The 24474-nt window shown below is 64.5% G+C and carries 16 protein-coding genes; 8 read left to right on the top strand and 8 right to left on the bottom strand.

Going from position 1 to position 24474, the window contains the following annotated elements; translation table 11 throughout:
• The first annotated feature begins 55 nt into the window (after positions 1–55).
• The 4 genes from H6718_06905 (at position 56) to H6718_06890 (ending at position 2442) form a co-directional block, all read left to right on the top strand.
• Complete coding sequence (locus H6718_06905) at positions 56–532, top strand: hypothetical protein (GenBank protein MCB9585108.1); 477 nt, start codon at positions 56–58, stop codon at positions 530–532.
• 80 nt (positions 533–612) lie between these two features.
• Positions 613–993, top strand: a complete 381-nt coding sequence (locus H6718_06900) for a VOC family protein (GenBank protein MCB9585107.1) — start codon at positions 613–615, stop codon at positions 991–993.
• A 138-nt stretch (positions 994–1131) separates the two neighbouring features.
• The gene (locus tag H6718_06895) at positions 1132–1566 is read left to right on the top strand and encodes a hypothetical protein (protein MCB9585106.1); all 435 of its coding nucleotides are present in this window, start codon (positions 1132–1134) and stop codon (positions 1564–1566) included.
• An 84-nt stretch (positions 1567–1650) separates the two neighbouring features.
• On the top strand, positions 1651–2442 hold the full coding sequence (locus H6718_06890) for a hypothetical protein (GenBank protein ID MCB9585105.1): 792 nt from the start codon (positions 1651–1653) through the stop codon (positions 2440–2442).
• Here H6718_06890 and H6718_06885 read toward each other — a convergent pair.
• From H6718_06885 to H6718_06860, 6 genes are all read right to left on the bottom strand, one after another.
• On the bottom strand, positions 2422–3015 hold the full coding sequence (locus H6718_06885) for a TetR/AcrR family transcriptional regulator (protein ID MCB9585104.1): 594 nt from the start codon (positions 3013–3015) through the stop codon (positions 2422–2424). The genes H6718_06890 and H6718_06885 overlap by 21 nt on opposite strands.
• A 643-nt stretch (positions 3016–3658) precedes the next feature.
• Positions 3659–3949 (bottom strand): hypothetical protein, encoded by a 291-nt coding sequence (locus H6718_06880; GenBank protein MCB9585103.1) that lies wholly within the window; start codon positions 3947–3949, stop codon positions 3659–3661.
• Between the two features lie 109 nt (positions 3950–4058).
• Positions 4059–6158 carry a sodium-translocating pyrophosphatase gene (locus H6718_06875; protein MCB9585102.1) on the bottom strand — a complete coding sequence of 700 codons (2100 nt, stop codon included), beginning with the start codon at positions 6156–6158 and terminating at the stop codon, positions 4059–4061.
• A 529-nt stretch (positions 6159–6687) separates the two neighbouring features.
• Positions 6688–8391: a hypothetical protein gene (locus H6718_06870; GenBank protein ID MCB9585101.1), complete on the bottom strand. Its 1704-nt coding sequence runs from the start codon at positions 8389–8391 to the stop codon at positions 6688–6690.
• Between the two features lie 236 nt (positions 8392–8627).
• The gene (locus H6718_06865; protein MCB9585100.1) at positions 8628–10265 is read right to left on the bottom strand and encodes a hypothetical protein; all 1638 of its coding nucleotides are present in this window, start codon (positions 10263–10265) and stop codon (positions 8628–8630) included.
• 37 nt (positions 10266–10302) lie between these two features.
• Positions 10303–12108 carry a hypothetical protein gene (locus tag H6718_06860; GenBank protein ID MCB9585099.1) on the bottom strand — a complete coding sequence of 602 codons (1806 nt, stop codon included), beginning with the start codon at positions 12106–12108 and terminating at the stop codon, positions 10303–10305.
• A 345-nt stretch (positions 12109–12453) separates the two neighbouring features.
• On the opposite strand from H6718_06860, the gene H6718_06855 reads away from it, so the two are divergent.
• Positions 12454–12888, top strand: coding sequence for a GtrA family protein (locus H6718_06855; protein MCB9585098.1), 435 nt, complete (start codon positions 12454–12456; stop codon positions 12886–12888).
• Positions 12885–14036 carry a glycosyltransferase gene (locus H6718_06850; GenBank protein ID MCB9585097.1) on the top strand — a complete coding sequence of 384 codons (1152 nt, stop codon included), beginning with the start codon at positions 12885–12887 and terminating at the stop codon, positions 14034–14036. Before H6718_06855 ends, H6718_06850 begins: the two co-directional genes overlap by 4 nt.
• 47 nt (positions 14037–14083) lie before the next feature.
• Here H6718_06850 and H6718_06845 read toward each other — a convergent pair whose 3' ends face one another.
• Both H6718_06845 and H6718_06840 read right to left on the bottom strand, forming a co-directional pair.
• Positions 14084–15307, bottom strand: coding sequence for an OmpA family protein (locus H6718_06845; protein ID MCB9585096.1), 1224 nt, complete (start codon positions 15305–15307; stop codon positions 14084–14086).
• Positions 15308–15331: 24 nt separating this feature from the next.
• Positions 15332–20620 carry a hypothetical protein gene (locus H6718_06840; GenBank protein ID MCB9585095.1) on the bottom strand — a complete coding sequence of 1763 codons (5289 nt, stop codon included), beginning with the start codon at positions 20618–20620 and terminating at the stop codon, positions 15332–15334.
• Positions 20621–21368: 748 nt separating this feature from the next.
• On the opposite strand from H6718_06840, the gene H6718_06835 reads away from it, so the two are divergent.
• A complete protein-coding gene (locus tag H6718_06835; GenBank protein ID MCB9585094.1) occupies positions 21369–23855 on the top strand; it encodes a hypothetical protein in 2487 nt (828 codons plus the stop codon).
• 39 nt (positions 23856–23894) lie between these two features.
• On the top strand, positions 23895–24470 hold the full coding sequence (locus H6718_06830; GenBank protein ID MCB9585093.1) for a hypothetical protein: 576 nt from the start codon (positions 23895–23897) through the stop codon (positions 24468–24470).
• Positions 24471–24474: the final 4 nt, after the last annotated feature.

The raw sequence follows: 24474 nt of genomic DNA, 5'->3' as shown, positions 1-24474 counted from the left end.
CGGGCCAACGCGGGCTTCGACTCCTAGCCTCCGAGAGGTAAGCTCCCGCGAAGCGATGTTGCGAGTCGAAACGACGAATCACAAAGATTCGGGTCCCTGTCCGTGTTGCGGCGATCTCACGCGCTCCGTATGGGGGCACGTCTTTCGCGACGACGAGCCGCGCGCCGTCTACTACGTGCGTTGGACGCTCAACCAGTCGAAGCATGGTGCGATCTGGATGCTTAGCATCGGTGACTGGGTGGACGCGGAGCACGGTCATCGAGAGTGCGTCGGTCTGGACTGTCGGGCACCGGATGGCAACATCGCCTTCATGCTGGTCGACGCAGCGACAACACCGTGGGGAAGCGCACCGGGTCTGGGTACGCCGCTCAAGCGTGAGGAGGTGCTCGGCACACCACTTGCGCAGGAGGCCTTCGACGTGGTGGACGCGGTGCTCGCCCAAGATGAGCGGTTGGCGCTGATGCGCGCCACGCTCGAACAGCCTCGTCCGGCTCGCGCGTGGAAGCCGGCGAGCCGCAAACGCCGTCGGTGAGTCCCAGCCAGGAGGCACGGGGGCACCGCCCATTCTCACCGGCGGTTTACGCGTTGCTTCGCCCAGGCTACTGAGACCGCATGCTCAAAAGTACCCAGCTCATCGCGTTCGTTGCCACCACGGACCCTGAGCGCAGCAAGGCGTTCTATCGCGACGTCCTGGGGCTCGAGTTAATCGCCGACGAAGCGTTCGCGGTGGTGTTCCAGGCGGGCGACACCATGTTGCGGATCCAGAAGGCGCAAGACTTCAAGCCTCAGCCGTTCACCGCGCTGGGTTGGAGGGTGGATGAAATCCGCCCGGTAATCGACCAGCTGCGCGCCAAGGGCGTGAAGTTCAAGCGCTACGACTTCTTCGAGCAGGACGCGTTCGATGTATGGACGACACCCGACGGCAGCGAGATCGCCTGGTTCGAAGATCCCGACGGAAATACGCTATCGTTGACCGCCTTCGCGAAGGTATGACGCTCGACCCGTGTGCAAACCCGGGAGGGTCAACTTGGGAGGCTGAGCCTCCGTCGTCTGACCCATCAGAGCTTCAATCAGCTGGCGCTTTCACCCTCTGATATCAGGTTCTGCCAGAAGCGGCCGTAGACTCAGGGGATGCTCAGCTCCCCCAGAATTCGTTGGTCACGGATCGCCCCTCTCATCGCCCTGCTGGGAGTCGCGCTGCTCGCCTGTAAGCAAAGCGACAGCCAGAACGGCTCTACGGCGGCGGCGGAGCAGCCCCAAGGCGCCGCGCAGGCGCCTCAGGCTGCCGCAACCGATGACTCCGAAGGTTGGAAGTGCAGCGCTGGGATGTTCTCTCCTTGCGACTGCCCCGACGGCAGCGAGGGGATCCACGCCTGTGACGACAACGGCAACTGGGGTGCCTGTGACTGCACCCCAGCAAAACCCGCGAAGCCTGCACCGAAAAAGGTCGCGGCAGCCGCTTGTCGCGACGGTCAGACCCGCGCCTGTCCGTGCGGTGACGGCACCTTCGGTCAGCAGACGTGTGACCGAGGCAAGTGGCTTTCTGGCTGCTTCATGTGTGACTGAGACCACCTCCCAGCGGTTGTTTTAATATTACACACCTGTAAGATTGAGGCGCGGCGCCAAAGCTGGCGCGGCCAGGAGCGCCTCATGATCTCGACTGCAGAGCCACTCACCCAGCCAGTCCAAGCGGCCCAGCGACGCCTCAAGCCGCGCCACGTCGGCTTCGCCCTGGCGAACGTGCTGTTCGTCTTCCAAGGCCTGGTCGGCTACGTGGGCGTGCTGCTCCACTGGCTCCCTCAGCAACCCACGGACGACATCGCCTTCCTGTGCGTCGCTCTGGCCTATCACGGCCCCTTCTTCGCTTTCTGGGACGCGTCCGGAGAACGCCGCAGCAAGGTCGAGAAGTGCCGCACCTTCATCAACTGGTGGCTACTGACCGCGATCACCGCGGTGCTCTTCTGGGAGCTGCCCTGGTACTACCTCGAAGACGACATCCTCCGCCGTGGCATCGCGATGGATCAGTTTCACGAGGGACTCGAGTACCTCTGGATCTTCTGGGGCTACGGCATCGCCGACAATCGTTTCCTAAACGGAAACGAAACGGTGCTCTCCATCGAGTTCTGTTCAATCCACACCGGGCTGCTGCTCATCCCCACCTACTTCGCCATGCAGAAGAACAAAGTCTGGGCCTACTGGCTCGGCGCCTTCGGCATGGCCGGCGTCTGCTACGTCACCATCGTTTACGTTATCTCCGACTGGCACCTCGGCTGGCCTCACATCAGCCCTCGTCCCTATGACTTCTGGGTGAAGTTCCTGCTCACCCAGACCCCATACGTATTCTACGGAGGCTTCGCCGCCTTCTGCGCGATGTACGTAGGCACCGAGCTAGCGATCGCAAACCGTATCCGCGAGGCAAAGCTAGTCGCGAAAGACGCGTGAAGTGAGCTCCCACAGCGCGGCCTTGGCATCCCGCTTATTTTTGGGGGAGAGGCCACGCGTGATCGCGTCGTGCACAATCCACTGCGCCGCCACCATGGTTGCCTTGAGCAGAGTCCGAGAAGGCGCCGTAAGCCCGCGCTCGCAATACCAGGCTTCCACCTCTTTCGCCGCGTCATCGAACGAACGCTGAACGATGGCGTAGGCGGGCGAACTGGGATCCGCCGACTCCACGAACACCAACTGCGCGAGCTTCGCATTCGCAAAAATTTCGTCCGCGAGCTTCTCAAGCCCCTCGCGAGTGCCACCCATCTGACCCCGGCGCAGCAACGACAGCATATTGAGCTCCACCGGCCCACGCACAGCCTGCTGGTAGAGCTGCTCTACTAGTGCCTCCTTATCGGCAAAACACCGGTAGAAGGTCGGCCGCGACACCTCAACGTGTTCACAGATCTGCGCGATGCTCACCCCGCGCGAGCCGCTCACCGCAAACAACTCAGCCGCCCCTTCGAGAATCAGTCTCCGCTGCTCATCGACCCCCGGCCGACTCTTGCTCCTGCCATCGCGCTGCTTCACCCAAAGCGAGGCTAGTCGCTCCAAAGCCTAAGGCAATGGTGACGAACCCCAAGGCAATGGGGCGGAGCCCCGAGCCGTGTCGCTTGAGTCTAAGGCAATGGGGCGCAGCCCCGAGCCGAAGAGACTCGTGTGCGAACCGGCACCCCCCTCGCAGCCCGCCAGCCTCAAAGCGCCATGAGTCCCTTCCTAGGCAATGGGCGCAGCCCGAGCCGAGCCGAAAAGCGCACGAGTCACCGGACGGCGCTCAGTCTCCCCGAGCAATCGGCGAAGCCGGAGCGAGCCGAAAAGCGCACGAGTCACCGGACGTCTCAGTCTTTGAGTGTCTGTAAGAGCCTTTGCCCCAGGCCAAGCGAGGGAGTTGTGGAGGCGGCGTAACGGCCCGCAGGGGGCGGGCGCAGAGGCGGGTGAGCGTAGCCGCTGTGAGGCCGATCACGCAGCGGGCCCTCACGAAGCTCTTCTTTAGAAGGCGCAGGCCGTTCCGTATCCAACGTTCGAAGCGCAGGCCGAGACTAGCCAGTTACCGCGCGGTAACCTACCTAGCGACCCCCATTCAAGCCCGCCCATCGCGGGTCGTGGGAGCCGCCGCTCTCTACGACTGAGCAATCTTCGCGGGCCGTGGGAGCCGCCGTTCTCTACGACTGAGTCAGTGCCATGCTTGAGCAGCCGCCACCGGCTTCCCGGTGCGATCATGCTCAGCAACCAACGCCTTGGCGCGGGTCACGCAACCAGCGCACGCCGGGAACTGCGAACCATGGTCACACACGATGACTCGACCACCCGCGAGGGCACCGTTGAACTCCGTCGGCTCCATGTGGCGACCACACGCAATGCAGTGGATGTGCTGTTGGTGGTGGTGATGGTGGTGCTCTTGCCCCGCAGCTTGCTGCTGGGCTTTGCGTTCCTTCTTCGTGAGCTGCTTCGCCTTCTTCGCCATGGGGCGGGAAGCATGCGTCGCACCTCCCCCCCAAAACAAACGAAAACGGCGCCAGTTCGTTCGAACCAGCGCCGTTCTCTGCTGCCCAAGAAGGCAGCCTATTGACTGATCACTTGGCCGCCAGGGCGATCAGCGGCGCGATAACCAGCGCCACGACGCTCATCAGCTTGACCAAGATGTTCAGCGAGGGACCCGCGGTGTCCTTGAAGGGGTCACCGACGGTGTCGCCCACGACGGCGGCCGAGTGTGCCTCGGAGCCCTTGGGGTGAACGGTGCCGTCCTTCATCTTGAAGCCGCCGCCTTCGAAGGACTTCTTCGCGTTGTCCCAGGCGCCGCCGGCGTTGCTCATGAAGATCGCGAGGAGCACGCCCGAGACCGTCACGCCAGCGAGCAAGCCGCCGAGCGCCTCAGGTCCCATGCCGAAGCCGATGGCGACGGGGGTCACGACGGCGAGCAGACCAGGAGCCACCATGCGCTTGATCGCGGCGCTGGTGCTGATGTCGACGCAGCGTGCGGTGTCCGGCTTGGCCTTGCCTTCGAGCAGACCCGGGATCTCGCGGAACTGACGGCGCACCTCTTCGATCATCTCCATCGCCGCTTCACCCACCGCGGCCATGGCCATGGAGGAGAAGAGGTAAGGCAGCATGCCGCCGAGGAAGATGCCCGCCATGACGGTGGGCTTCGAGATGTCGATGGTGGTGATGTTGGCCTGCTGCGCGAACGCGGCGAACAGCGCGAGGGCGGTCATGGCGGCGGAGCCGATGGCGAAGCCCTTGCCGATGGCCGCGGTGGTGTTCCCCACGGCATCGAGCTTGTCAGTGCGCTCGCGAACCGCGGGCTCCTGGTGGCTCATCTCGGCGATACCACCCGCGTTGTCCGCGATGGGGCCGTAGGCGTCGACGGCGAGCTGGATACCCGTGGTGGAGAGCATGCCGAGGGCCGCGATGGCCACGCCGTACAGGCCAGCGACGTAGGCGCTGCCGATGATGCCGATGGCGATCAGGATGATCGGAATCGCCGTCGACTGCATGCCGAGGCCCAGGCCTGCGATGATGTTGGTCGCGGTGCCCGTCTTGGACTGGTTCGCCACACCGTCGACCGGGCCCTTGTCCATCGAGCAGTAGTAGCTGGTGATCATGCCGACGCCGACGCCAGTCGCGAGGCCGATGACCGTGGCACCACCGACGTGCAGCCAGGTGACGACGTGGTCCACACCGCCGACCGTGGTGCCCGCTGCGGGCCAGAGGAACTTGGAGATGCCGAAGGTCGCTGCGGCCATCACGCCCGCGGCGCCGAATGAGCCGACATCCAGAGCGATCTGCGGGTTCCCGCCTTCCTTCGTGCGCACCACCAAGGTGCCGAGGATCGAGGCAATGATGCCACCCGCGGCGACGATCAGCGGGAGCAGGATGGGGCCCATGCTGCTGCCATCGGCAACCGCGCCGGCACCGAGGCCGAGCACCATCGCGCCGACGATCGCGCCGACGTAGCTCTCGAACAAGTCAGCGCCCATGCCGGCCACGTCACCGACGTTGTCGCCGACGTTATCCGCGATGACGGCGGGGTTACGCGGGTCATCTTCCGGCAGACCCGACTCCACCTTACCCACCAAGTCTGCGCCGACGTCGGCCGCCTTGGTGTAGATGCCGCCACCGACGCGCGCGAACAGCGCGATCGACGAAGCGCCCATCGAGAAGCCAGTGATGACGTTCAGCGTGACGTTGAGCTGTCCCTTGAACAGCACCGTCGTGAACAGGATGAACAGGCCACCGAGGCCGAGCAAGGCCAGACCGACCACGCTCATACCCATCACGGCGCCGCCGCTGAACGCGACCTGGAGCGCCTCGGGGAGAGACCTCTTGGCGGCTGCGGTCGTACGCACGTTGGCTTTGGTCGCGACGCGCATACCGAAGTAGCCGGCCAGACCCGAGCAGATCGCGCCAAGCACGAACGCGCCGGCGATGATCGGGCTGTGGTCCTTGCTGCCCATGTTGGCGACGGCGAGCAAGCCCGCGACCACCACCACGAACATCGCGAGCACCTTGTACTCGCGACCCAAGAAGGCCATCGCGCCCTTGGCGATTTCCGCGGCGATGTCCTTCATCGTTTGATCGCCAGCGTCCTGCTTGGTGATCCAGGACGCCTTTACGAAGGCGAAGATGAGCGCCAGTACCCCGGCGACTGGGGCGGCGTAGATCAGGTTTTCCATCTGGGAGTCTTCCTTCCAGGAGCCCAGGTTGCCGAGTTGGCTTTGGGGATCACGCCCTCGGGCGAGTTCTCGTCCCGACCAGTGGTTGGTCAGGAGCTACCGCGTGAGCGGTAGGCAGTGAGGTAAGGGGCCACTCGACACCTGTGGGTCCAACGAGCGCGCCCGCTATAGACCAAACCCCTCGCGATGCAAAGCCAACGGGGTGCAAACTCAGGGCCAGCCTGTCGAATTGTTACTTGTTCGCGCCTCCCGGGCGCGAATTGCTCACCGGCCACGGGTTTGGCCACTTTAAGCGCCAGATCATCGGTTGGGAGGTGAGTCGAAAGTGCGTTCCAAACACTGAACCCCTGGTCACGCGCTGCCCCGAGGGAGCCCCTCGGATTCCGTTCTAGATGGAATACTCGAGGCCTTCGATTGCCTCGCGGCAATTGATTGTTTGGGGGGGAGGAGCTCCGTCCGTCAGCTGTCGGCGCAGCGGCGTTACCGGGAGGATACGCTCCGTCGCCGGTCCCGCGCCTCGGTCCGATACTCAGAGCGGGTCGAGCAGTCCGACGAAGGCGTCTTTGCCGCCGTAGTTGGAGTTATTGGGCAGCGCTCCCTGCGTCCAGCCGCCGATCAGGAGTTGATTGCTCGGTGTCAGCTCGATCGACCAGGGATAATCCACACCCGGGCTCTGGATTTGTCGATAGCCGATCAGGGCGCCGTCACTGGTGTACTTCTGAATGAAGATGTCAGGGCCAGTCGTTGTGGTGCTTTCAAGCCCCTTTTGGGTGTAGCCCGTGACCCACAGCGTGCCGGAAGGATCCGCAAAGACGCCGTAGACGTTGTCGTAGCCGCCGCTCCCGATTTGTTTGCCCCATAGCGCATTCCCGTCTCGATCCAGCTTCTGAACGAACCCGTCGCTGCCGCCTTGGAGGGGACCGAGGAAGCTGCCGTCAGTCCAACCGCCGACGTAGATGGCGCCCGTGGCGTCTGCCGTCACCGAGCACGCCGTATCCGCGGTGTACCACCCCATGTCGTGATGCCAGACTTCGCTGCCGTCGGGAAGCAGCTTGCGAACCCTGATTTCGCGTTGTCCAATCGTACCCGCGCCGTTGATACCGGCGAAGCTCTCCACCAGAATCACGTTGCCGTCCGGATCTATGGTGAGCAACACGCCTTGCTCATCGTAGGCTGTTCCGTACTGCTTGCTCCAAACGAGACCGCCGGAGCCGTCATATCGACGCAGAATGACGTCAAAGCTGCCAAGGTTCGTGGCGTCGAGCGAGCCCAAGGTGGTCCCCGCAAGGTAGATCGCGTCGCTGCCCGAGGTCGCGATTGCGTTGACGACGTCATCGACGCTCGTTCCGAATTGTGTGCCCCAAAGCAGCTGTCCTTGAGGGTCGTACTTGCGCAGGAACGCGTCGTTGTTGCTCCAGCTTTCGCCGGGTAGCCTGGCCTGGATGTAGCCAGCGATCAGCGGGTTGCCCGAGCTGTCCACGGTCCCAGCTCTGAGTTCGTCATCGCTAGTGCCACCGTATTGCGCAGTCCAGAGCTCCTTGCCGAGCTTATCGTATTTCCGCACGAAAGCGTCTTGGCGGCCCACGGGGGAAGGCCCCAGCGACCCGGAAGTAGTTCCGAAGGCGTAGATGTCTCCGTTGGGATCCAGTCGAGCGCCCACGCTTAGTTCGGTTGCTGCGGTACCGTATTGAACGATCCACTCTGGGGCAGCGCCGCCGGTTCCAGCCATGCCCGCCGCGCCGCCAGTTCCAGCTGCGCCGCCAGTTCCGGCTGCGCCGCCAGTTCCAGCTGCGCCGCCAGTTCCGGCTGCGCCGCCAGTTCCAGCTGCGCCGCCAGTTCCAGCCGCGCCTGCAGTTCCAGCCGCGCCCGCTACGCCGCCAGTTCCGGCTGCGCCGCCAGTTCCGGCTGCGCCGCCAGTTCCGGCCGCGCCTGCAGTTCCGGCTGCGCCCGCTGCGCCGCCGGTTCCAGCAGTTCCGGCTGCGCCGCTGGTTCCAGCCGCGCCTGCCGCGCCGCCTGTCGCTGGAACGCCGCCAGCGCCCGCCGTGCCGCCTGTTCCCGCAAGGCCGCCAGCGCCCGCCGTCCCAGCTGCGCCTCCAGTCGCTGCGGTCCCGCCAACGCCGTCGCCCCCAGCGCCTGCCAACCCCGCGCCACCCGCGCCGGCTACTCCGCCGTTCCCAGAGCCGGCACTGCCGCCCGTCCCTGAGCTACCCCCGCCGTCACTACCGCAGGCCATGGCTAACGCTGCGAAACAAACAGTCAGATATCGGCTTCTTGCATGCATGGCTGGCTCCAAGGTCGCGGCGGCGCGCGGACGAAGCCGAAGAAGCTAGTTTGGATTGCGGCGTTCGGCAACTCGCGTAGGCAAACCGTGCGGTCGCGGCGCGTGCTAGTCCCTCGGCGCGTGCTAGTCCCTTGGGCGGGTGGTGCCTGCTCGGTCCCAGCTGCGCCACGCGGCCGCGGATACGCGCACTAGTCAAGTCTGCGATAAAGCCACCACTCACCTTCGTGAGCGACCAGCTGGATGCTCGGGTCGGCCTGGAACACGATGGCGGGATCCACCCGGTGGCGAACCAGGAAGGTGTCGAACCAAGCGCCGTGTTCGATGGTACGGAACGACTCAGGATGCCACTCGAGCATGTACGGCAAGCTCGGCGGCGTGTCCTCACCGCGAGGTCGATAGTGGATCGGATACAAGCCCCAGCGCACGAAATGGAAGTACAGTGAGCCACCTGTTTCCGCTTGGATCCACGCTGGTAGGTGAATGAAGGGGGTCGTGGAGCGATACGTACCTGCGTGATCGAAGACCAGGTAGAGGAGCCTTGGATGAGGGGGAACCTTCGCCTGAATCGCGTAGAAGTCCTGGTTCAGCCGCTCGAAGCCGAGCCACTGGCCGGCGACCAGCAGCGCCTGGCGCCCCGCGGTCAGCGCGAGTACTCCCACCAGAGCTACGCGGGGGAGTGCTCCCTTGGGCATTGCAGGGAGCAGCGCAAGCAGCAAGAAAAGCACGCTCAGCGCCTCCCGTGGGTACACGAAGAACCAGCTGCCCCAGGAGAGCGGCAGGCTCAGGTAGAGCCCGAACAAGCCCACACAGATCAGCGCGACCAGGATGTGTGAATCTCGGCGGAAACGGCGTAGGGCCGCAGCGCTCAGAGGTGCCAACGGCGTCGGTGCATCTTCAGGGGTTGGCTCAAGAGCTTTGGTGTCCGCGTGTTCTGGTGCGGACTGACGTCGCCTCCACACCAGGTTGCCAACCCCAAGCACCAGGCACGCGAACAGCCATAGCCAGCCGTCCAGCCGCTCGCGTTCGCCGACACTCGCGACGAAGCCTCCGAACACGTGTGTCGGGAGCTCGCTGACGCGGGTCGGTGCCCAGGTGAGCAGCAGCTGAGCGCCCGTTACGTGATCACGGCGGAACCAGAACACCAGGAACAAGACGAGCGACGGCAGTAGGGCGAGGCCGAAGAACTTGAACTCGCGCAACGCTCGCCCACTTCGCTTGGCGACGGCCGCCACGAGCAGCACCCCCACAAGCGCGAATGCATAGCGGTAGACGTGACTGAAAAGGGTCAGGAGCAGCATGCTGCCGAGGAGCCACGTCCGCAGCTTGCATTGCCGCAGGGATCCACCCTCGAATAGCATCAGTGCGGCGCCGACGCTCCCAGCAAAGAACCCCAAGGCGGCGATGTGGCTGATGAATCCCCAGTGAGTCAGCGTGGAGTAAACCAGGCCGAGCGCGATCAAACCCATGAAGCGCGGCTTGCCAAGGCCCCGAAAGAGCAGCGAGAGCCCCAGGGGTAGGCACCCCAGCAGCAGCACGCACGTCACCTTCACAGCGACGTGAATCGGCATGAGGAGGCTCAGCCCCGCACCAACCAGATACTGCAACATATATGGCGCGCTCAGCGGGTCGACGTAGAACTGGTCGCGAAAGTGATATTCAGGGTCCGAGTAGTGCCTCAGGATCGACGTATTTGCTGCGTGGAAAGGTAAGTCGGTGATTGGTGGATAGCGCACCAGCCAGAACGGATACACCAGCACGTACACGCAGAGCGCGCTCGCCCCGAGCAGCGCCACGGCGCCGAGCTTGCCCTCTCGGGTCCGCAGCATTTCTCGCAAGCGCAGCATTTCTCGCAAGCGCGGCCGCTCAGTACCCACTCGGCAACTCCACGCTTCCCCCGACTTCGGGCAGCTTGAAAGTGAGGAACTGACCGTAGTCGTCTCCCGGCTTGGGCGGGACCCAGCTCATGAAATGGTAGTTCCCACGCTTTACCGGTCGCTGCAGGTTGACCTCGATGCGCGTCGGGACGCCTTCTGTGTCCACGGCTCGCACGATGATCAACATCCCGGCGAGCTGCAGGCCCTCTCCAACCTCCATCGGGTACTGATGCCCTCGGTAGGTTCCGTCGAATGGGTCCGAGTAGAAGCCATATGGCGCTTCCAGGACCAGCTGTTGCTCCGTCTGCCGCTTCAGCGTCACTGGGCCCCTTCCGGCATGCAACATGCGGATATGTCGAGGCACTCGCAGGTTACGCGTCGCACGCAGCCCCAGCAGGCTCGCCACGTAGAAATAGGAGGGGCCACCGATCAATACCAAGTGCTCGTCGCTGTTCGGGTGACTCCACATCAAGCGCTCCGAGACCCGATCGAGCTGGTTGCCGAAGCGATACATGATGAGGCTGCGCTGGGGAAAGGTCATTGGCGCGACCACGCCATGAACTAGTAGGAGCGCAAAAGCGACTACGCGACCTGCAAGGTGGCGTGGGCTGGTGGCGGTCTTGGTCTGCTCAATGGCTTGCCGCACGGCAAGAGCCACAATCGCCATACCCCCAAGTCCGGTGAAGAACAGCAACCGATCCTGGGGCATCGCGGCGCACGCTGGCAGCGTGGCGAGCAAGGCACCAAAGAGCCAGAATCGCGCCGCCGGGTCACGGAGCGTTGGCCTGAGCCACCACAAGAACGCGGCCACGAGCGCGCTGACGACAGCAGCAAGCGAGTAGACGACGCTCGGGGGCAGCCTCCACCACGCTTCACAGTCGACCCCGAAGAGCTGGCCCGCGATCAGCGCTGGCAGCCGCCACAAGCTCTGACTTAAGAAGCGACCCGTGTCAGCGATGGGATCCAGGTGGAAGTCTGTGCCGTAAGTGCCGTGTCCGAGCCTGCGGTAGTAGTAGAGCCAGACCCCAAACGCGGCAAGGCTTGGCAGGAGCACGGCGGCGCGCTTCGCGATGTCAGTTGCGCGGGTCTTTCCGCGGGGCTCCAGCCAGAGCGCGTGGGCAGCCAAGTAGCCGAGTGCCCCAACCGCAAACTCTCCACACAAAAAGCCCACTCCCAGGCCGAGCGGCGCAACGATCGCCGCGGCTCCACGCGTCAACGCGGACTGGCCACTGCGCCGCCAGACATCGTGCGCCCAGATCGAGAACACCCCACACAGCGTCGCCAGAATCGCGTTACGGTTGGCAAGCCAACCCACCGGGTGCGCGTGGGCGTCGTCGATGGCGTATAGCAGAGTCGCGAGGGCCACCAGCCAGGGCACCGCCAGCAAGCGCCTGTACAGTGCCGCTGCCGCGAGGATCAGCAACGCGTACCACGCCAGGCTCTGAAGGTGCGCCAGCCAGGGCGATTCCGGGAAGTAGTGGTAGTCGACCCAATGGGTGAACGATGTAAGCGGACGCCAGAAGCTGACCTTGTAATCCTTCAGGGTGAACCACGGGATGGTGCCGAAGTCCTTCAAGCCATAGATGCCTGAGACGTTGCCGCTGATGTAGTTGAAGAGGTTGACCCGAGCTGGAGGGTCGACGACGCCGTCTCGAATGGCACGGAAGTGGTAGTAGTCCTCGGTCCGCAAGCCGGTGAACACACTTGGTAGCGCAAGCAGCACTCCGACCAGTGCCGCCCAAGCAGCGATGCGGCGCCTACCCAGCCACTGCAGGAAGGTTTCGAGCTGGCTCATTCCGCAGCTCCTCTTGCACTGCGGAAACGCGAGCGCCCGGCGACGGTCCCTTCGGTGACACCCGGGAAACGAAATGGTGGACGAGGTGGTCGCGATCTGCGTCGCCGCGTGCGCAGCGCGAATTGGTCACACCACTTTCTGTGAACCTCGCTTCGCATGTTCGGCGCCTTCGTCCAGAGCAAGTACGCGAAACTACTCGCCGACGCGAGTTGGCACAGCGTTCGCCTTACATTTCAGCGGTTCCGACGTCCGGCACCCGCGCAAGGAGACATCTCGGTGACCTGTGTAGTTCGTTCTGACCGTCCCTCCGCCCCACCTCAGGCAAGGACAGAGGTTCCAGTGTAGATGGAAAAGCCCGATCGCCTGGCTCGGCTCTGGCTGGTGGTTCGCTCCCTGAGCGTGGGCAGTCTGGCGACGCTCTTCGACCTCGGCACCCTAGCGCTCCTGGTGCACACCTTCGGTTTGGACCCGCGTCTAGCGAGCCTCCCCGCGCTGAGCATCGGGGTCGTTGCGCAGTTCTTCGGCAACAAGCTGTTCGCCTTTCAAGATTACCGCGCGGATTGGCTTCGGCAGGGTCTGTTGTTCCTCGCGGTAGAAGCGCTGGGCTTCGTCGCGAACCTCGTGTTGTTCCACGTCGCCGTGACTTTCACCCCTCTCCCCATCCTCCCCATGCGTCTCGCGATCACTAGCTTGGTCTACTTTGGCCTGTGCCTGCCGCTCTGGTCTCGCATCTTTTCCAATGCAGCTTCGAGCTCATCTGAGCTCAAGGGGGAGTCATGACACTGGTCGCCAACATCATTCTGGGCGTCTGCACGGCGTGGACACTAGCTGGGCTCACGGCCACCTACCGCGTCAGTCGCAAGCGTGTGCCAGTGCCTCAGAAGCTGCCTGCGGTGAGTGTTCTCAAGCCGCTATGCGGGGCGGACGCCGGTCTGGAGAAGAACCTGGAGACGTTCTTCCTGCAGGACCACCCGGATTTCGAGCTGGTGTTCGGCGTTGAAGACACGGCAGATCCGGCGCTCCTGGTGGTCGATACCTTGAGGAAACGCTACCCTCAGGTACACGTTCAGGTCGTGGTACATGGTCCCTCCGTGGTTAGCCTCGCCCAGGCAGGGATCAACCCCAAGGTGCGAAATCTACGGGGAATGCTGCCTCACGCAGTTCACGATTTGGTTTTGGTTAGTGACTCCAACGTCGCTGCGCCTCCCGACTACCTGGGTGATCTAGTGGCTACCCATGAGAGCGACCCGCGCATCGGTTTGGTGACAAACCTCTTTGCCGGAGTCGCGGAAGACACCCTCGGTGCCGCGCTTGAAAACGTTCAGCTCAACGGGTTCTGCGCCGGAGGCACTGCGCTTCCGACTCTGCTGGGCGACTCGTCTGTGGTGGGCAAGAGCATGCTGTTCAGGCGATCGCTGGTCCAAGAGCTGGGCGGCCTTGAGCGTGTCAAGGATGTCTTGGCGGAGGACTACGTCCTGGGGAAGACCTTTCAACACGCAGGTTACCGCGTGGCAATTGCATCCACCGTGCTGCACAACGTCACGTCCAAGATGAGCCTGAAGGCCTTTCATGAACGTCACTTGCGCTGGGGGATGTTGCGCTGGCGGTTGCGTCCAGTGGCGTACGCGGCGGAGCTTTTCGCGTCACCCTTGGTGCTGTTGCCGCTCGCGATGGCGACCCTCGGTCCCGCTGTGGGTCTCGCGTGGTGTGTATCCGTTGCGCTGTTGCGCGATGTCGGTGGCTGGTATTTGCTGCGAGGAGCGGAGCGTCTGTGGTTGCCTCTCGTGCTCTCACCGTTGCGTGAAGTGTGTATCCTGTTCACTTGGGGGCGCGCGTTGTTCAAGCGCCACCTTCAGTGGCGCAACAACCGCGTGCGCCTTGGGGCTGGCACCCTGCTCTTCGAACCCAAGTCGACCAAGGCGCACTGAGCTACTGCGCTGCAGACCTGCTGAACTTTGAGGCCCGGCTTCGGGCGTCATTCTTCTAGTAGCTCGAACTCCACTCGGCGGTTCCGTGCGGCACAATCTGAGGTGTGCTCTCGACACAGCGGGAGGTTCTCACCGTCGGCTTGGACCACGATGCGTGAGCCATCGACGCCGCAGCGCACCAGCCAGCGTGCGACGTTGCCGGCGCGTTCCGCCGATAGTTCGTGGTTGTACCCCGGGGATCCCGCTTCGTCTGCGTGGCCGTGGACGCGCACCCGCGCGCCGCTTCGCTTGCTCAGCTCATCGCAAACCGACTGAATCGCCGCCTCTTCGGAACCCAAGATACGGTGGCTGCGATAGTTAAAGTGCACGACTTGATCCATTGGGGTGCCCTTGGCATCGGGCGCGTCGCTAGTCGGCGTCTCCGGCGGTTTCTCGGGTGGGGGGGGAGGTGCTTCGTCGGGGCACCCGTCGTCATCCTTGTATTCGTTGTGGGTCTCGGCAGCATCGGGGCAGCGATCGCCGGAGTCGGGGATGCCGTCTTTGTCGTTGTCCGGATCCGGACAGCCGTCGTCGTCCTCGAAACCGTCCACGTCTTCAGGTTCCGTGGGGCAACGATCGCGATCGCCTCGCAACCCGTCACCGTCCCTGTCCGGCTCCTCGCTAACGGCGCGCTTTGGTAGACCGAGGCTCAGGATGATTCCGGCTCCCAAGAGGCGTGCGTCATCGGGCCCGCTCTCGGAGTCCGGCTGAAACACCTGGGTGTAGCGCACAACCGGACCAAGCCCAACGGAGTCGCTGAGAGCAAACTGCCAGCCAAGCCCGATGCTCATCACGGGGCGCTGAAGATCGCCCGTCAGTCCAAGTCCCACGTTGGCGTCGATGAAGAGGCCTTGCGGGCCCGGGCCCTTCATGGGAGCGAACCGCACACCACCCTCAGCGCTGATCAGTCGGCCCACGTCTCCAGACTGCGCGGGGAACCACCAGCTGCCGGTTCCAAGCTGCAGGTGCAAGGCGCCGATGACTGGCAGGCTCAGGTGACCCCGCAGATGACCGCCGGGATCAAAGCGATCAGCGGGAGTCCCTCCGACGACGAGATCGCCACCTCCTTCGAGGTGAAGCTGGAGCGACTCGAAGACGCTGCCGTCAGCGGAGGCCTCGGCGCTCCCATCGTTGGACGCCTCGGCCTCCAGGGTCTGAGCGTCAGCGCTGCTCGCTGTGGCTTGCGCGAGAACCAGGAGCGGGGTGAAGAATAGTGTGTGGTGAAGACGCATAGGTAAGCAGCGAAAAGGCGTCGATCAGCGGGAGATGCGCAGCCGGAATTGCTCGCAGCCGGACCCGGAGGCAACACGGTAGACACGCACGTATATCGTTGTTGGCCAACCCACGCTTCGGGTGCTGCAGTTCGTGTTGGCGTTGGTGCAGGTGTCGGTGAACTGCCAGTCGGTACGATTGTTCGCGCTCCCGCCATTGCCGCAGCTGAGCGTGCTGCCGCAAGAAGAGCGAATATCCAGGCGGAATACTGAGCCGTCGTTCGTGACCAGGCGAATGCGCGGCGTACCGGTTCCGTGGCGCCGGAAGTCAGCGTTCTCAGGGAAGCTGATGCGGTACCACGCTTCGTCGTTCGCTCCGGGTAGCACCTCTAGGGGCGAATCGACGCTGGTCCCGGCGCTCATGCTGCCGAGGTTCAGGACGCTGCCACAGGTGTTGGGCTGGCCCACGATGCATTGACCGCCACACAGCGCTCCGCCGTTGGCGCAGCCGCAGCTGCCTGCTAGGCACGTCTGACCCGCAGCACACACGGTGCCGCAGCTCCCGCAGTTGTTCGGGTCATTCGTGAGGTCCTTGCACAGCGTTCCACAGGTGCTCAGGCCGCTCCCGCAGGTCGCTTGGCAAGTGCCACCAGAGCAGACTTGCCCTGCGGCGCAGGCGTTCCCGCAACTGCCGCAGTTCAGCCGGTCCCCTTGGAGATCGCGACAGACGCCGCTGCAGTTGCTGAGGCCGCTTCCGCACGAAACCTGACAGGACCCTCCGCTACACACCTGACCCGCGCCGCACGTGTTGCCGCAGGTGCCGCAGTTCAGGCGGTCGGAGCTCAGGTCGCGACAGACGCCGCTGCAGTTGCTGAGACCAGTGCCACACGAAACCTGGCAGCTGCCGCCGCTACACACCTGACCCGCCGCGCAGGTCACGCCACAAGCGCCGCAGTTTGCGATGTCGGTCGCGAGATCACGACAGACGCCGCTACAGTCGCTGAGCCCACCGCCGCAGGACACCTGGCAGCTACCTGCGTTGCACACTTGCCCCGCCACACACGTGGTTCCACAAGCGCCACAGTTATTGCGATCGGTCGCCAGATCACGGCACGAACCGCTGCAGTTGCTAAGGCCGCTGCCGCAAGAGACTTGGCAGGTTCCACCGCTGCAAAGCTCGCCGGCACCGCAAGTCGTCCCACAGCCACCGCAGTTGTTGCGATCCGTGGAGAGATCACGACACGAGCCGCTGCAGTTGCTGAGTCCGCTACCGCAGGAGACCTGACAGGTTCCACCGCTACACACCTCGCCAGCCGCGCAGCTCACTCCGCAGCCGCCGCAGTTGTTGCGGTCGGTGGTTACGTCCCTGCAGGTGCCGCTGCAGTTGCTGAGTCCGCTGCCACAGGAGACCTGGCAGGTTCCGCCGCTGCAAACCTCACCGGCAGCGCAGGTATTCCCGCAGGTCCCGCAGTTTAGACGGTCCGTGGTCAAGTCCCGACACACGCCGCTGCACGTGGCCTGGCCGTTTCCGCACGAAACCTGACAAATGCCACCACTGCAGACTTCGCCTGCGCCGCACGCCGTACCGCAGGCGCCGCAGTTGCTCCGGTCCGTCGTCAGGTCGCGACAGATCCCGCTGCAGTTGGCGAGCCCGCCGCCGCACGACACCTGGCAGCTACCGCCGCTGCAGACCTCACCCGCGGCGCAAGTCGTGCCGCAGCCGCCGCAGTTCAGTCGGTCCGTCGCCAGGTCCCTGCAGGTACCACTGCAGTTGCTGAGGCCGCCCCCGCACGACACCTGACAGGTGCTGCCGCTACACAGCTCGCCCGCGGCGCACGGGCTGCCGCAGCCCCCACAGTTTGCGTTGTCCGTTGTGAGATCTCTGCAGGTACCACTGCAGTTGCTGAGCCCCGCACCGCAAGACACTTGGCAGGCGCCACCAGTGCAGACCTCACCCGCGGCGCAGAAGGTTCCGCAGCCCCCACAGTTGTTGCGGTCGTCTGTGAGGTCGCGGCACACGCCGCTGCAGTTGGTGAGCCCGGCGCCGCAGGAAACCTGGCAAGTGCCACCGCTGCACACTTCGCCGGCCGCGCAGGTGTTCCCGCAGGTGCCGCAGTTCAAGCGATCGCTCGAGAGGTCTCGACACGCTCCGCTACAGTTCGTCTGGCCGCTTCCGCAGGAAACCTGACAGGTGCCACCGCTACAGACTTCACCCGATGCGCAGGCGTTTCCGCAACTTCCGCAATTGGCGTTGTCGGTGCTCAGATCTCGGCAGACGCCACTGCAGTCGCTCAGGCCACCGCCGCAGGAGACCTGACACGACCCAGCGTTACACACCTCGCCCGCCGCGCACGCGATCCCACAACCCCCACAGTTCAGGCGGTCCGTGGATAGATCTCGGCAGACACCGCCACAGTTGCTGAGTCCAGCGCCGCAGGATACTTGGCAGGTGCCGGCGCTACAGAGTTCCCCGGCTGCGCACGCGGTAGTGCAGCTTCCGCAGTGGGCTGGGTCTGTGGTGAGATCACGACATACGCCAGAGCAGTCGGCCAGGCCGCCCTGGCAAGACAGCGTACAAGCCCCACCGCTGCACACCTGGCCTGGAGCGCAGCTGCTGCCGCAGGCTCCACAGTTCGTGTTATCCGTCGCGAGGTCGCGGCAGTTGCCGGAACAGTCAGTGAGGCCGGGCCCGCAGCTGGTTTGACAGGCGCCGGCGACACACGCCGTACCCGACGGGCAAGTGGTCCCACAGCTTCCGCAGTTCAGGCGATCGGTTGTGAGATCGCGACACACGCCGGAGCACTCCGCGAGCCCCGAGCCGCAAGATAGAGTGCACACGCTTGCGCTGCACACGTCGCCAGCGGCACAGGCGGTTCCACAGCCACCGCAGTTGGCGCGGTCCGTGGTCAGGTCTCTGCAGGTGCCACTGCAGTCGGTGAGTCCGACGCCGCAGTTCGTGGAACAGATCCCTGCGGAACAGATTTCGCCCGTCGCGCACGCTGTCCCGCAGGCTCCGCAGTTGGCGTTGTCCGAGGCCAAGTCCCGGCAGCTGCCACCGCAGTTCGTTTGACCGCCCCCGCACGAGACCGTGCACACGCCCGCGCTACATACCTCGCCAGAGGCGCAAGTGGTGCCGCAACCCCCGCAATTGGCGCGATCTGTGGTCAGGTCTCTGCAGCTCCCGCCGCAGTCAGTGAGTCCCGCGCCGCAGCTGGTGACGCACGCGCCGGCGCTGCATACCTCGCCTGCGGCGCACGTGGTCCCACAGGCGCCGCAGTTGAGTCGGTCACCAGTCAGGTCACGGCAGGTGCCGTTACAGTCAGTGAGCCCTGCACCGCAGCTGGTGAGGCAGGCGCCGGCTGAGCAGACTTCGCCTGCGGCGCAGGTGGTCCCACACGCACCGCAGTTGAGCCGGTCCGTCGCTAGGTCCCTGCAGCTGCCATTGCAGTCGCTCAGCCCCGCGCCGCAAGACAAGGTGCACGCACTTCCGCTGCAGACCTCGCCTGCGGCGCACGCGGTCCCGCACGCACCGCAGTTGGCGCGGTCCGTGGTCAGGTCTCTACAGCTGCCAATGCAGTCGGTGAGGCCTGAGCCACAGTTCGTGGAGCAGATCCCGGCGGAACAGACTTGACCCGCCGCGCAGGTCGTCCCGCAGGCTCCGCAGTTGACGTTGTCCGAAGCTAGGTCTCTGCAGCTACCGCCGCAGTTCGTGAGGCCTCCGCCGCACGAGACTGCGCATACACCCGCGTTACACACCTCACCGGCGGCGCACGGGCTACCGCAGGCTCCGCAGTTGGCGCGGTCAGTCGTCAGATCCCGGCAGGAGCCGGAGCAGTCCGTCAGCCCGGCGCCGCAGCTCGTGACACACGCGCCCGCGGAGCACACTTCACCCGCTGCACAGGCGGTCCCGCAGGCACCGCAGTTCAGGCGATCGCTCGCCAAATCACGGCAGCTCCCAGAGCAGTCCGTGAGTCCGGCACCACAGCTGGTGAGGCAGCTGCCTGCAGAGCACACCTCTCCCCCCCCGCACGCTGACCCACAGCTACCGCAGTTCAGCCGGTCAGTCGTCAAGTCGCGACAAGTTCCGTTGCAGTCGGTGAGACCATTTCCGCACGTAACCGCGCAAGTCCCAGCACTGCAGCGCTCACCAGCGGCGCAGAGGGTTCCACACGCTCCGCAGTTCGTGGAGTCCACCTGCAAGTCGCGGCAGGTGCCACTACAGTCCGTCAGTCCCCCGCCGCAGCTCGTCTGGCAGGTTCCAGCGCTGCATACCTCACCAGGTAGGCACGGTGAGCCGCAGGCTCCACAGTTGAGGTTGTCGGCGCTGAGATCCCGGCAGACGCCGTTGCAGTTCGTGAGTCCGCCGCCGCAGTTGGTCTGGCACTGGCCCGCGACGCACAGCGTTCCGGAAGGGCACGCCGTACCGCATGCGCCACAGTTGGTGGGGTCACTCTGCAGGTCGCGACAGATCCCCGAGCAGTCGGTTTGCCCATTTCCACACGTCGTTTGACAGCTACCGGAGCTGCACACCTCGCCCGGGGCGCAAGCGGTACCGCATGCGCCGCAGTTGCCGGGGTCGACGTTCAGATCTCGACAGCTCCCGCCACAGTCGCTCAAGCCCGGCGAGCACTGCGTCACGCAGCTCCCGGCCTGGCACGCCTCGCCGTTCGCGCAAGCCACACCGCAGCTGCCGCAGTTTGCCGGGTCCGTCTGCAGATCTGCGCAGCTGGCGTTGCACACCGTCTCACCCGGAGGACAGCTGTAGGTACAGTTCCCATCCAGGCACTGCTGACCCACCCCACACGCGTTCGCGCAGGCGCCGCAGTTCTCGCGGTCACTGTTGAGATCCGCGCAGTAGTCACTCCCACCGCCGTCGCCGTTGGTGCCTCCGCCGCTGCTGCAGGTGACGAGTCCGCCGCCGCAGGTCAGCTCACACTGGCCCAGGCTACACACCGTCCCGGAGCCGCACAGCGTGCCACATGCGCCGCAGTTCTCGATGTCCGTGCGGGTATCGACGCAGGCGCCGCCGCACAGGCTAAATTCCGCAGGGCAATTAGTGGTGCACTGTCCGTCGACGCAAGCCTCGTCGCTTGCGCATTGCGTGGCACAGCTTCCACAGTGCGTGGCGTCTCGGGTAGGATCCACGCAGGTTTGGTCGCACAACAGCGCACCCGCGGGACACTGAGGATTCGTTCCCGTGGAGGCGTCACCTGCGTCGGCGTCGCCGCCGACCAACGGTTGACCCGTACAGGCAAGCACGAACCAGCAGGCGAAGATTAGGAAAGTGGCGCGCCAGCCCAGTTGGCGTTGGCATGCGGCAACGGCAAGTCTCATGACACCCTCGAGCTCGAGGTTTGACTTATCGGCGCTGTGGTCGCGCCGGGTGGTTTGGGTCAGCCCAAAGCGCTTTGCACCTTCGGCTGCGCACGTTTCACTGGACGCCAGTAAAGGGGTACCGGTCCAGGTGTCCCGAGCTACTTCAGCTATCTCAAATCCGCGTGGTATTTTCAAGACCCAGTGAGGCGGATCGTCTCAGGCAGAAAGATTCTTACAGCTCTTGGTGATGCCGCTAAAGCCAACACTTTCTGTGTGAAAAAGGATCGTGCGATGCAGGCAGCTAAAGCATCCCCGCGCGGAGGTGTTGCCGCGGGGAAATTGCCGTGCGAGGTGCTGCGCGCGTGGTGTTGACAAGAGTCGGCTTGCGGAGTCGGTTGCCATCGCGCCTGGAGGGACCATTCCAGGTCTCCTGCAAATGGTCGCGCCTCATCAGGTTCCCGCGTGCGAATGGCAGTACGCTCGGCCTCAATGACGCGGTGCGCGTGATCGATGGCGGACGTTGGTGGCTGTGAAGCCTTCGCCAAGGGGCGGCTGTGCATAGACCCACCTACCCAGCACCAGCGCTTCGAGTCACGAGCGCTTCGAGTCACGAGCGCTTCGAGTCACGAGCGCTTCGAGTCACCAGCGCTTCGAGTCACCAGCGCTTCGAGTCACCCAGCGCCCCCAGCCGCTCGGATGGGGGCATTCTTCTTTTGGGGGCCGGATGGCTGATGCATACTCGTACGCTCCTACCTCGGAGGTACATGTGGGACAGCTACGTCGACAGGTCTTGGCTACGGGCCTCGTTCTTGGGGTGATCTGGGTTCACGGCTGCGGCGGAGATCCAGAGACGACCCAGGGCGGTGGAACCCCGTTTGGTGGAAGTGGAGGCAGCGGAGCTGCCGGCGCTGCGGGCGCCGCGGGCACAGCGAACGGCGGCACGCTCAACGTGGACGCTGGTGTCGGTGGCAGCTCGACCAACGACTGTCCCGGGGGTTGCCCCGAAGGCCGCTTCTGTTCCAACGGCGTGTGCGTGCTGCAGACTCAATGCAGCGCAGACGATGACTGCCAGAACGACTCCCACTGTGAGCAGGGTACGGGCTGCATTCCGTGGGGAGATGGGGAGAAAGACGACACCTGCCAGGTAGCAATTCCGCCTGGTAATTTTGCGCCTTCCATCAAGTGCGAGTTCTCCAAGGCCCCAGCGGGGGATCCATTCCCAAATCATGTCGACGTGCAGGCCACGCCGATGGTGGTCAACTTCAACGCTACGTCCGGTGGCACACCAAGCATCGTCGTTCCGTTCACCTACACCATTCCGAGCGGGTACGCGGAGGGCGAGGGGGTAATTCGCGTGTTGCGCGGGAGCGATTGCTCCCTCGAGGCAAACCTAGGAGGAGGTCAGTCGGGCTACGCGGGCTACATCGTGAGCTCGGCTCCAGTTGCGGTCGCCGATCTGGATGGCGACAAGGTCGCTGAGGTAGTCGCTCGTGGCGCTGACGGACGCTGGGTCGCCTTCACGCGCAAGTCCGGTGCCTGGGGCGTGCTCTGGACATCCACCGATGCAATCTCCGCCGCATGTAGTGGTTCGGGCAGCGGCTCCCGCTGCGGTGCGGGCTGGTCTGGTCCGTCCATTCACGATCTGGACGACGACGCCACTCCAGAGGTGATCGTGGAAGGCGTAGTGCTGAACGGTGCGACGGGCGCAACCCTCAGCTCACTTCCCGCCGGCTACACGAGCTACGGCCAGGGGCTGAACCCGGTGCTGGCGAACCTGGACACGGATCCCAACATCGAGCTGACCAACGGCGCGCTGGTATGGGAGTGGAATGCGGGTGCTTGGGTGCAGGAGACCTACTACGCCGGGCCCGCTGCGGGCTTCGTCGCGGTCGCTGACTTTGGGCCGTACGGCGCCTCGCTGCCCGCGACGAATCCGGAGCTGGCTTTGGTGTCCAATGGCACGCTGCGCGTGTTGGCCATGGACGGAAGCGTGGTTCTGGGTCCAGTCGGTGTTCCTGGGGGTGGCGGCGGAGCGCCAACCATCTCCGACTACGATGGTGATGGCCTTCCGGAGGTTGGCGTTGCGGGCGAGGCGTTCCTCACCGTCTACGACATCGATTGCACGCCCTCGCCGCGAACTGGAGGCACCTGCAGTGCTGGCAACGCCTGCGATGACTCGGCGGGTACGCCTGGCCCCTGCCCCGCGGGCATCCTGTGGTCTCGCCGAACCCAGGACAACTCGAGCAATGTCACCGGTTCGTCCGTGTTCGACTTCGAGGCCGATGGTGTGGCGGAGGTCGTGTACGCCGACGAGTGCTTCGTGCGTGTGTATGAGGGTACCAGCGGCGAGGTTCGCTTCAGCCAGTATCGGAGCTCGTGCACTTGGTACGAAAACCCGGTCGTTGCGGACACCGATGGTGATTTCCGCGCGGATCTGGTTGCGCCCTCCAATCTAGCGTGCTCGGATGGCGTGAACGGCATCGCCTGCGGCATGCTAGATGGAGGCGTCGACGCGCAGTTCGCTGGCTTGCGCTGCCAGGGGAACGCTGACTGTGCGTCGGGTGTGTGTGACTCTGGGTTGTGTCGCTGTACGGCGACAGCGGAGTGCTGCTCCGCCGCCACCGACGCTGACTGCCTCGAAGAGGGTTACGCGTGCGCCGCCCCACCCGCTGGCACGGCTGGCACGGGCAACACGTGCCGCGCCGCTCATCCCCATGGCGTCAGCGGAATCCGTGTGTATCAAGACGCCCACGACAGCTGGGTGCGCTCGAGGACGATCTGGAGTCAGCACGCCTACGCCGTTACTCACATCGAAGAAGACGGCACCGTGCCTCCGCGCAGCACGTGGCAAGACAACTGGCTGAACCCCGACCTGAACAACTTCAGGCAGAACGTGCCAGGTGTCGCAAACGGATTGGCCACCCCCGATCTCACCGCTGGAGCTTCGACGTTCAACTGCAGCTCCGCGGGCGCCGAGCTGAAAGCGCCGATCTGCAACCGTGGCGCCGAACCTATCGGAGCCGGTATCAGCGTCGGCTTCTACGCTGACGGGAATCTGGCTTGCGCCGGGATGACGTCGAAGGCGCTCAATCCGGGGGAGTGTGAGACCGTGGCCTGTACCTGGGCTGAGGCGCCGACTGGGAGCGAGGTCGACGTCACCGTGATTGCCGACGACAAGTCCGACCGCAACGAGTGTCGAGAAGCGAACAACCAGGGCACTATCCCCGGCGTCCGCTGCGAGCCTCCAGCCTGACCGTTGCCTGCCTCGAGAGGGGCAGGTAGCTTTCTCGCCATGAAAATCGATACAGCGACGATCGCGCGTTTGCGCGACGCGTTGATTCAAAGCGGGCGACGTCAAGCCGCGGTGATCTCTAGCGCCTACGAGACGCTCACCCGCCAAGGGCTGCTCACCGAGGAAGAGATGGATGCGCTTGCGCGCATCGAGCCCATGGTCGAGACGATGTTCTTGGTGATGTCCGCCGATGGCCGAGTTTCCGCTGGAGAAATGGACGCGATTCGCGGCGCCGTTCGTGGCCTCACTGAAGGCCTCCTGCAAGAAGGCACCATCAAGGTCATGCTCGAGGGTTGCGAGAAGCGTCTTGAACAAGAAGGACGCGATGCACGCCTGAAGGTGCTAACGAGCCAGCTCCGCGAAGACCGAGAGGACGCTGAGGGGGCCTTCGCACTGGCCGCCGCGATCGCCATGGCTGATCACGAAGTGGCCACCGAAGAGAACGAGCTGATCCTCGATCTGGGCGAACGCCTCGGCATTGGCACTGGACGGGCGGAGGCCATCCTCGAGCAGCTGGAAGAAGAGCGCAGCGATGAGGGCGCGCCCGACACCGACCGCAATCCGTCAACCACTTGAGGCC

This window comes from Polyangiaceae bacterium, assembly GCA_020633205.1.
Taxonomy (GTDB): Bacteria; Myxococcota_A; Polyangia; order Polyangiales; family Polyangiaceae; genus JAHBVY01.
This window is presented reverse-complemented; position numbering and strand designations above follow the sequence as displayed.

Bases quoted from the DNA above. Each gene is read 5' to 3' on its own strand.
- H6718_06905 (MCB9585108.1), top strand. From the start codon at position 56: ATGTTGCGAGTCGAAACGACGAATCACAAAGATTCGGGTCCCTGTCCG.
- H6718_06900 (MCB9585107.1), top strand. From the start codon at position 613: ATGCTCAAAAGTACCCAGCTCATCGCGTTCGTTGCCACCACGGACCCT.
- H6718_06895 (MCB9585106.1), top strand. From the start codon at position 1,132: ATGCTCAGCTCCCCCAGAATTCGTTGGTCACGGATCGCCCCTCTCATC.
- H6718_06890 (MCB9585105.1), top strand. From the start codon at position 1,651: ATGATCTCGACTGCAGAGCCACTCACCCAGCCAGTCCAAGCGGCCCAG.
- H6718_06880 (MCB9585103.1), bottom strand. From the start codon at position 3,949: ATGGCGAAGAAGGCGAAGCAGCTCACGAAGAAGGAACGCAAAGCCCAG.
- H6718_06875 (MCB9585102.1), bottom strand. From the start codon at position 6,158: ATGGAAAACCTGATCTACGCCGCCCCAGTCGCCGGGGTACTGGCGCTC.
- H6718_06870 (MCB9585101.1), bottom strand. From the start codon at position 8,391: ATGGCCTGCGGTAGTGACGGCGGGGGTAGCTCAGGGACGGGCGGCAGT.
- H6718_06865 (MCB9585100.1), bottom strand. From the start codon at position 10,265: ATGCTGCGGACCCGAGAGGGCAAGCTCGGCGCCGTGGCGCTGCTCGGG.
- H6718_06860 (MCB9585099.1), bottom strand. From the start codon at position 12,108: ATGAGCCAGCTCGAAACCTTCCTGCAGTGGCTGGGTAGGCGCCGCATC.
- H6718_06855 (MCB9585098.1), top strand. From the start codon at position 12,454: ATGGAAAAGCCCGATCGCCTGGCTCGGCTCTGGCTGGTGGTTCGCTCC.
- H6718_06850 (MCB9585097.1), top strand. From the start codon at position 12,885: ATGACACTGGTCGCCAACATCATTCTGGGCGTCTGCACGGCGTGGACA.
- H6718_06845 (MCB9585096.1), bottom strand. From the start codon at position 15,307: ATGCGTCTTCACCACACACTATTCTTCACCCCGCTCCTGGTTCTCGCG.
- H6718_06840 (MCB9585095.1), bottom strand. From the start codon at position 20,620: ATGAGACTTGCCGTTGCCGCATGCCAACGCCAACTGGGCTGGCGCGCC.
- H6718_06830 (MCB9585093.1), top strand. From the start codon at position 23,895: ATGAAAATCGATACAGCGACGATCGCGCGTTTGCGCGACGCGTTGATT.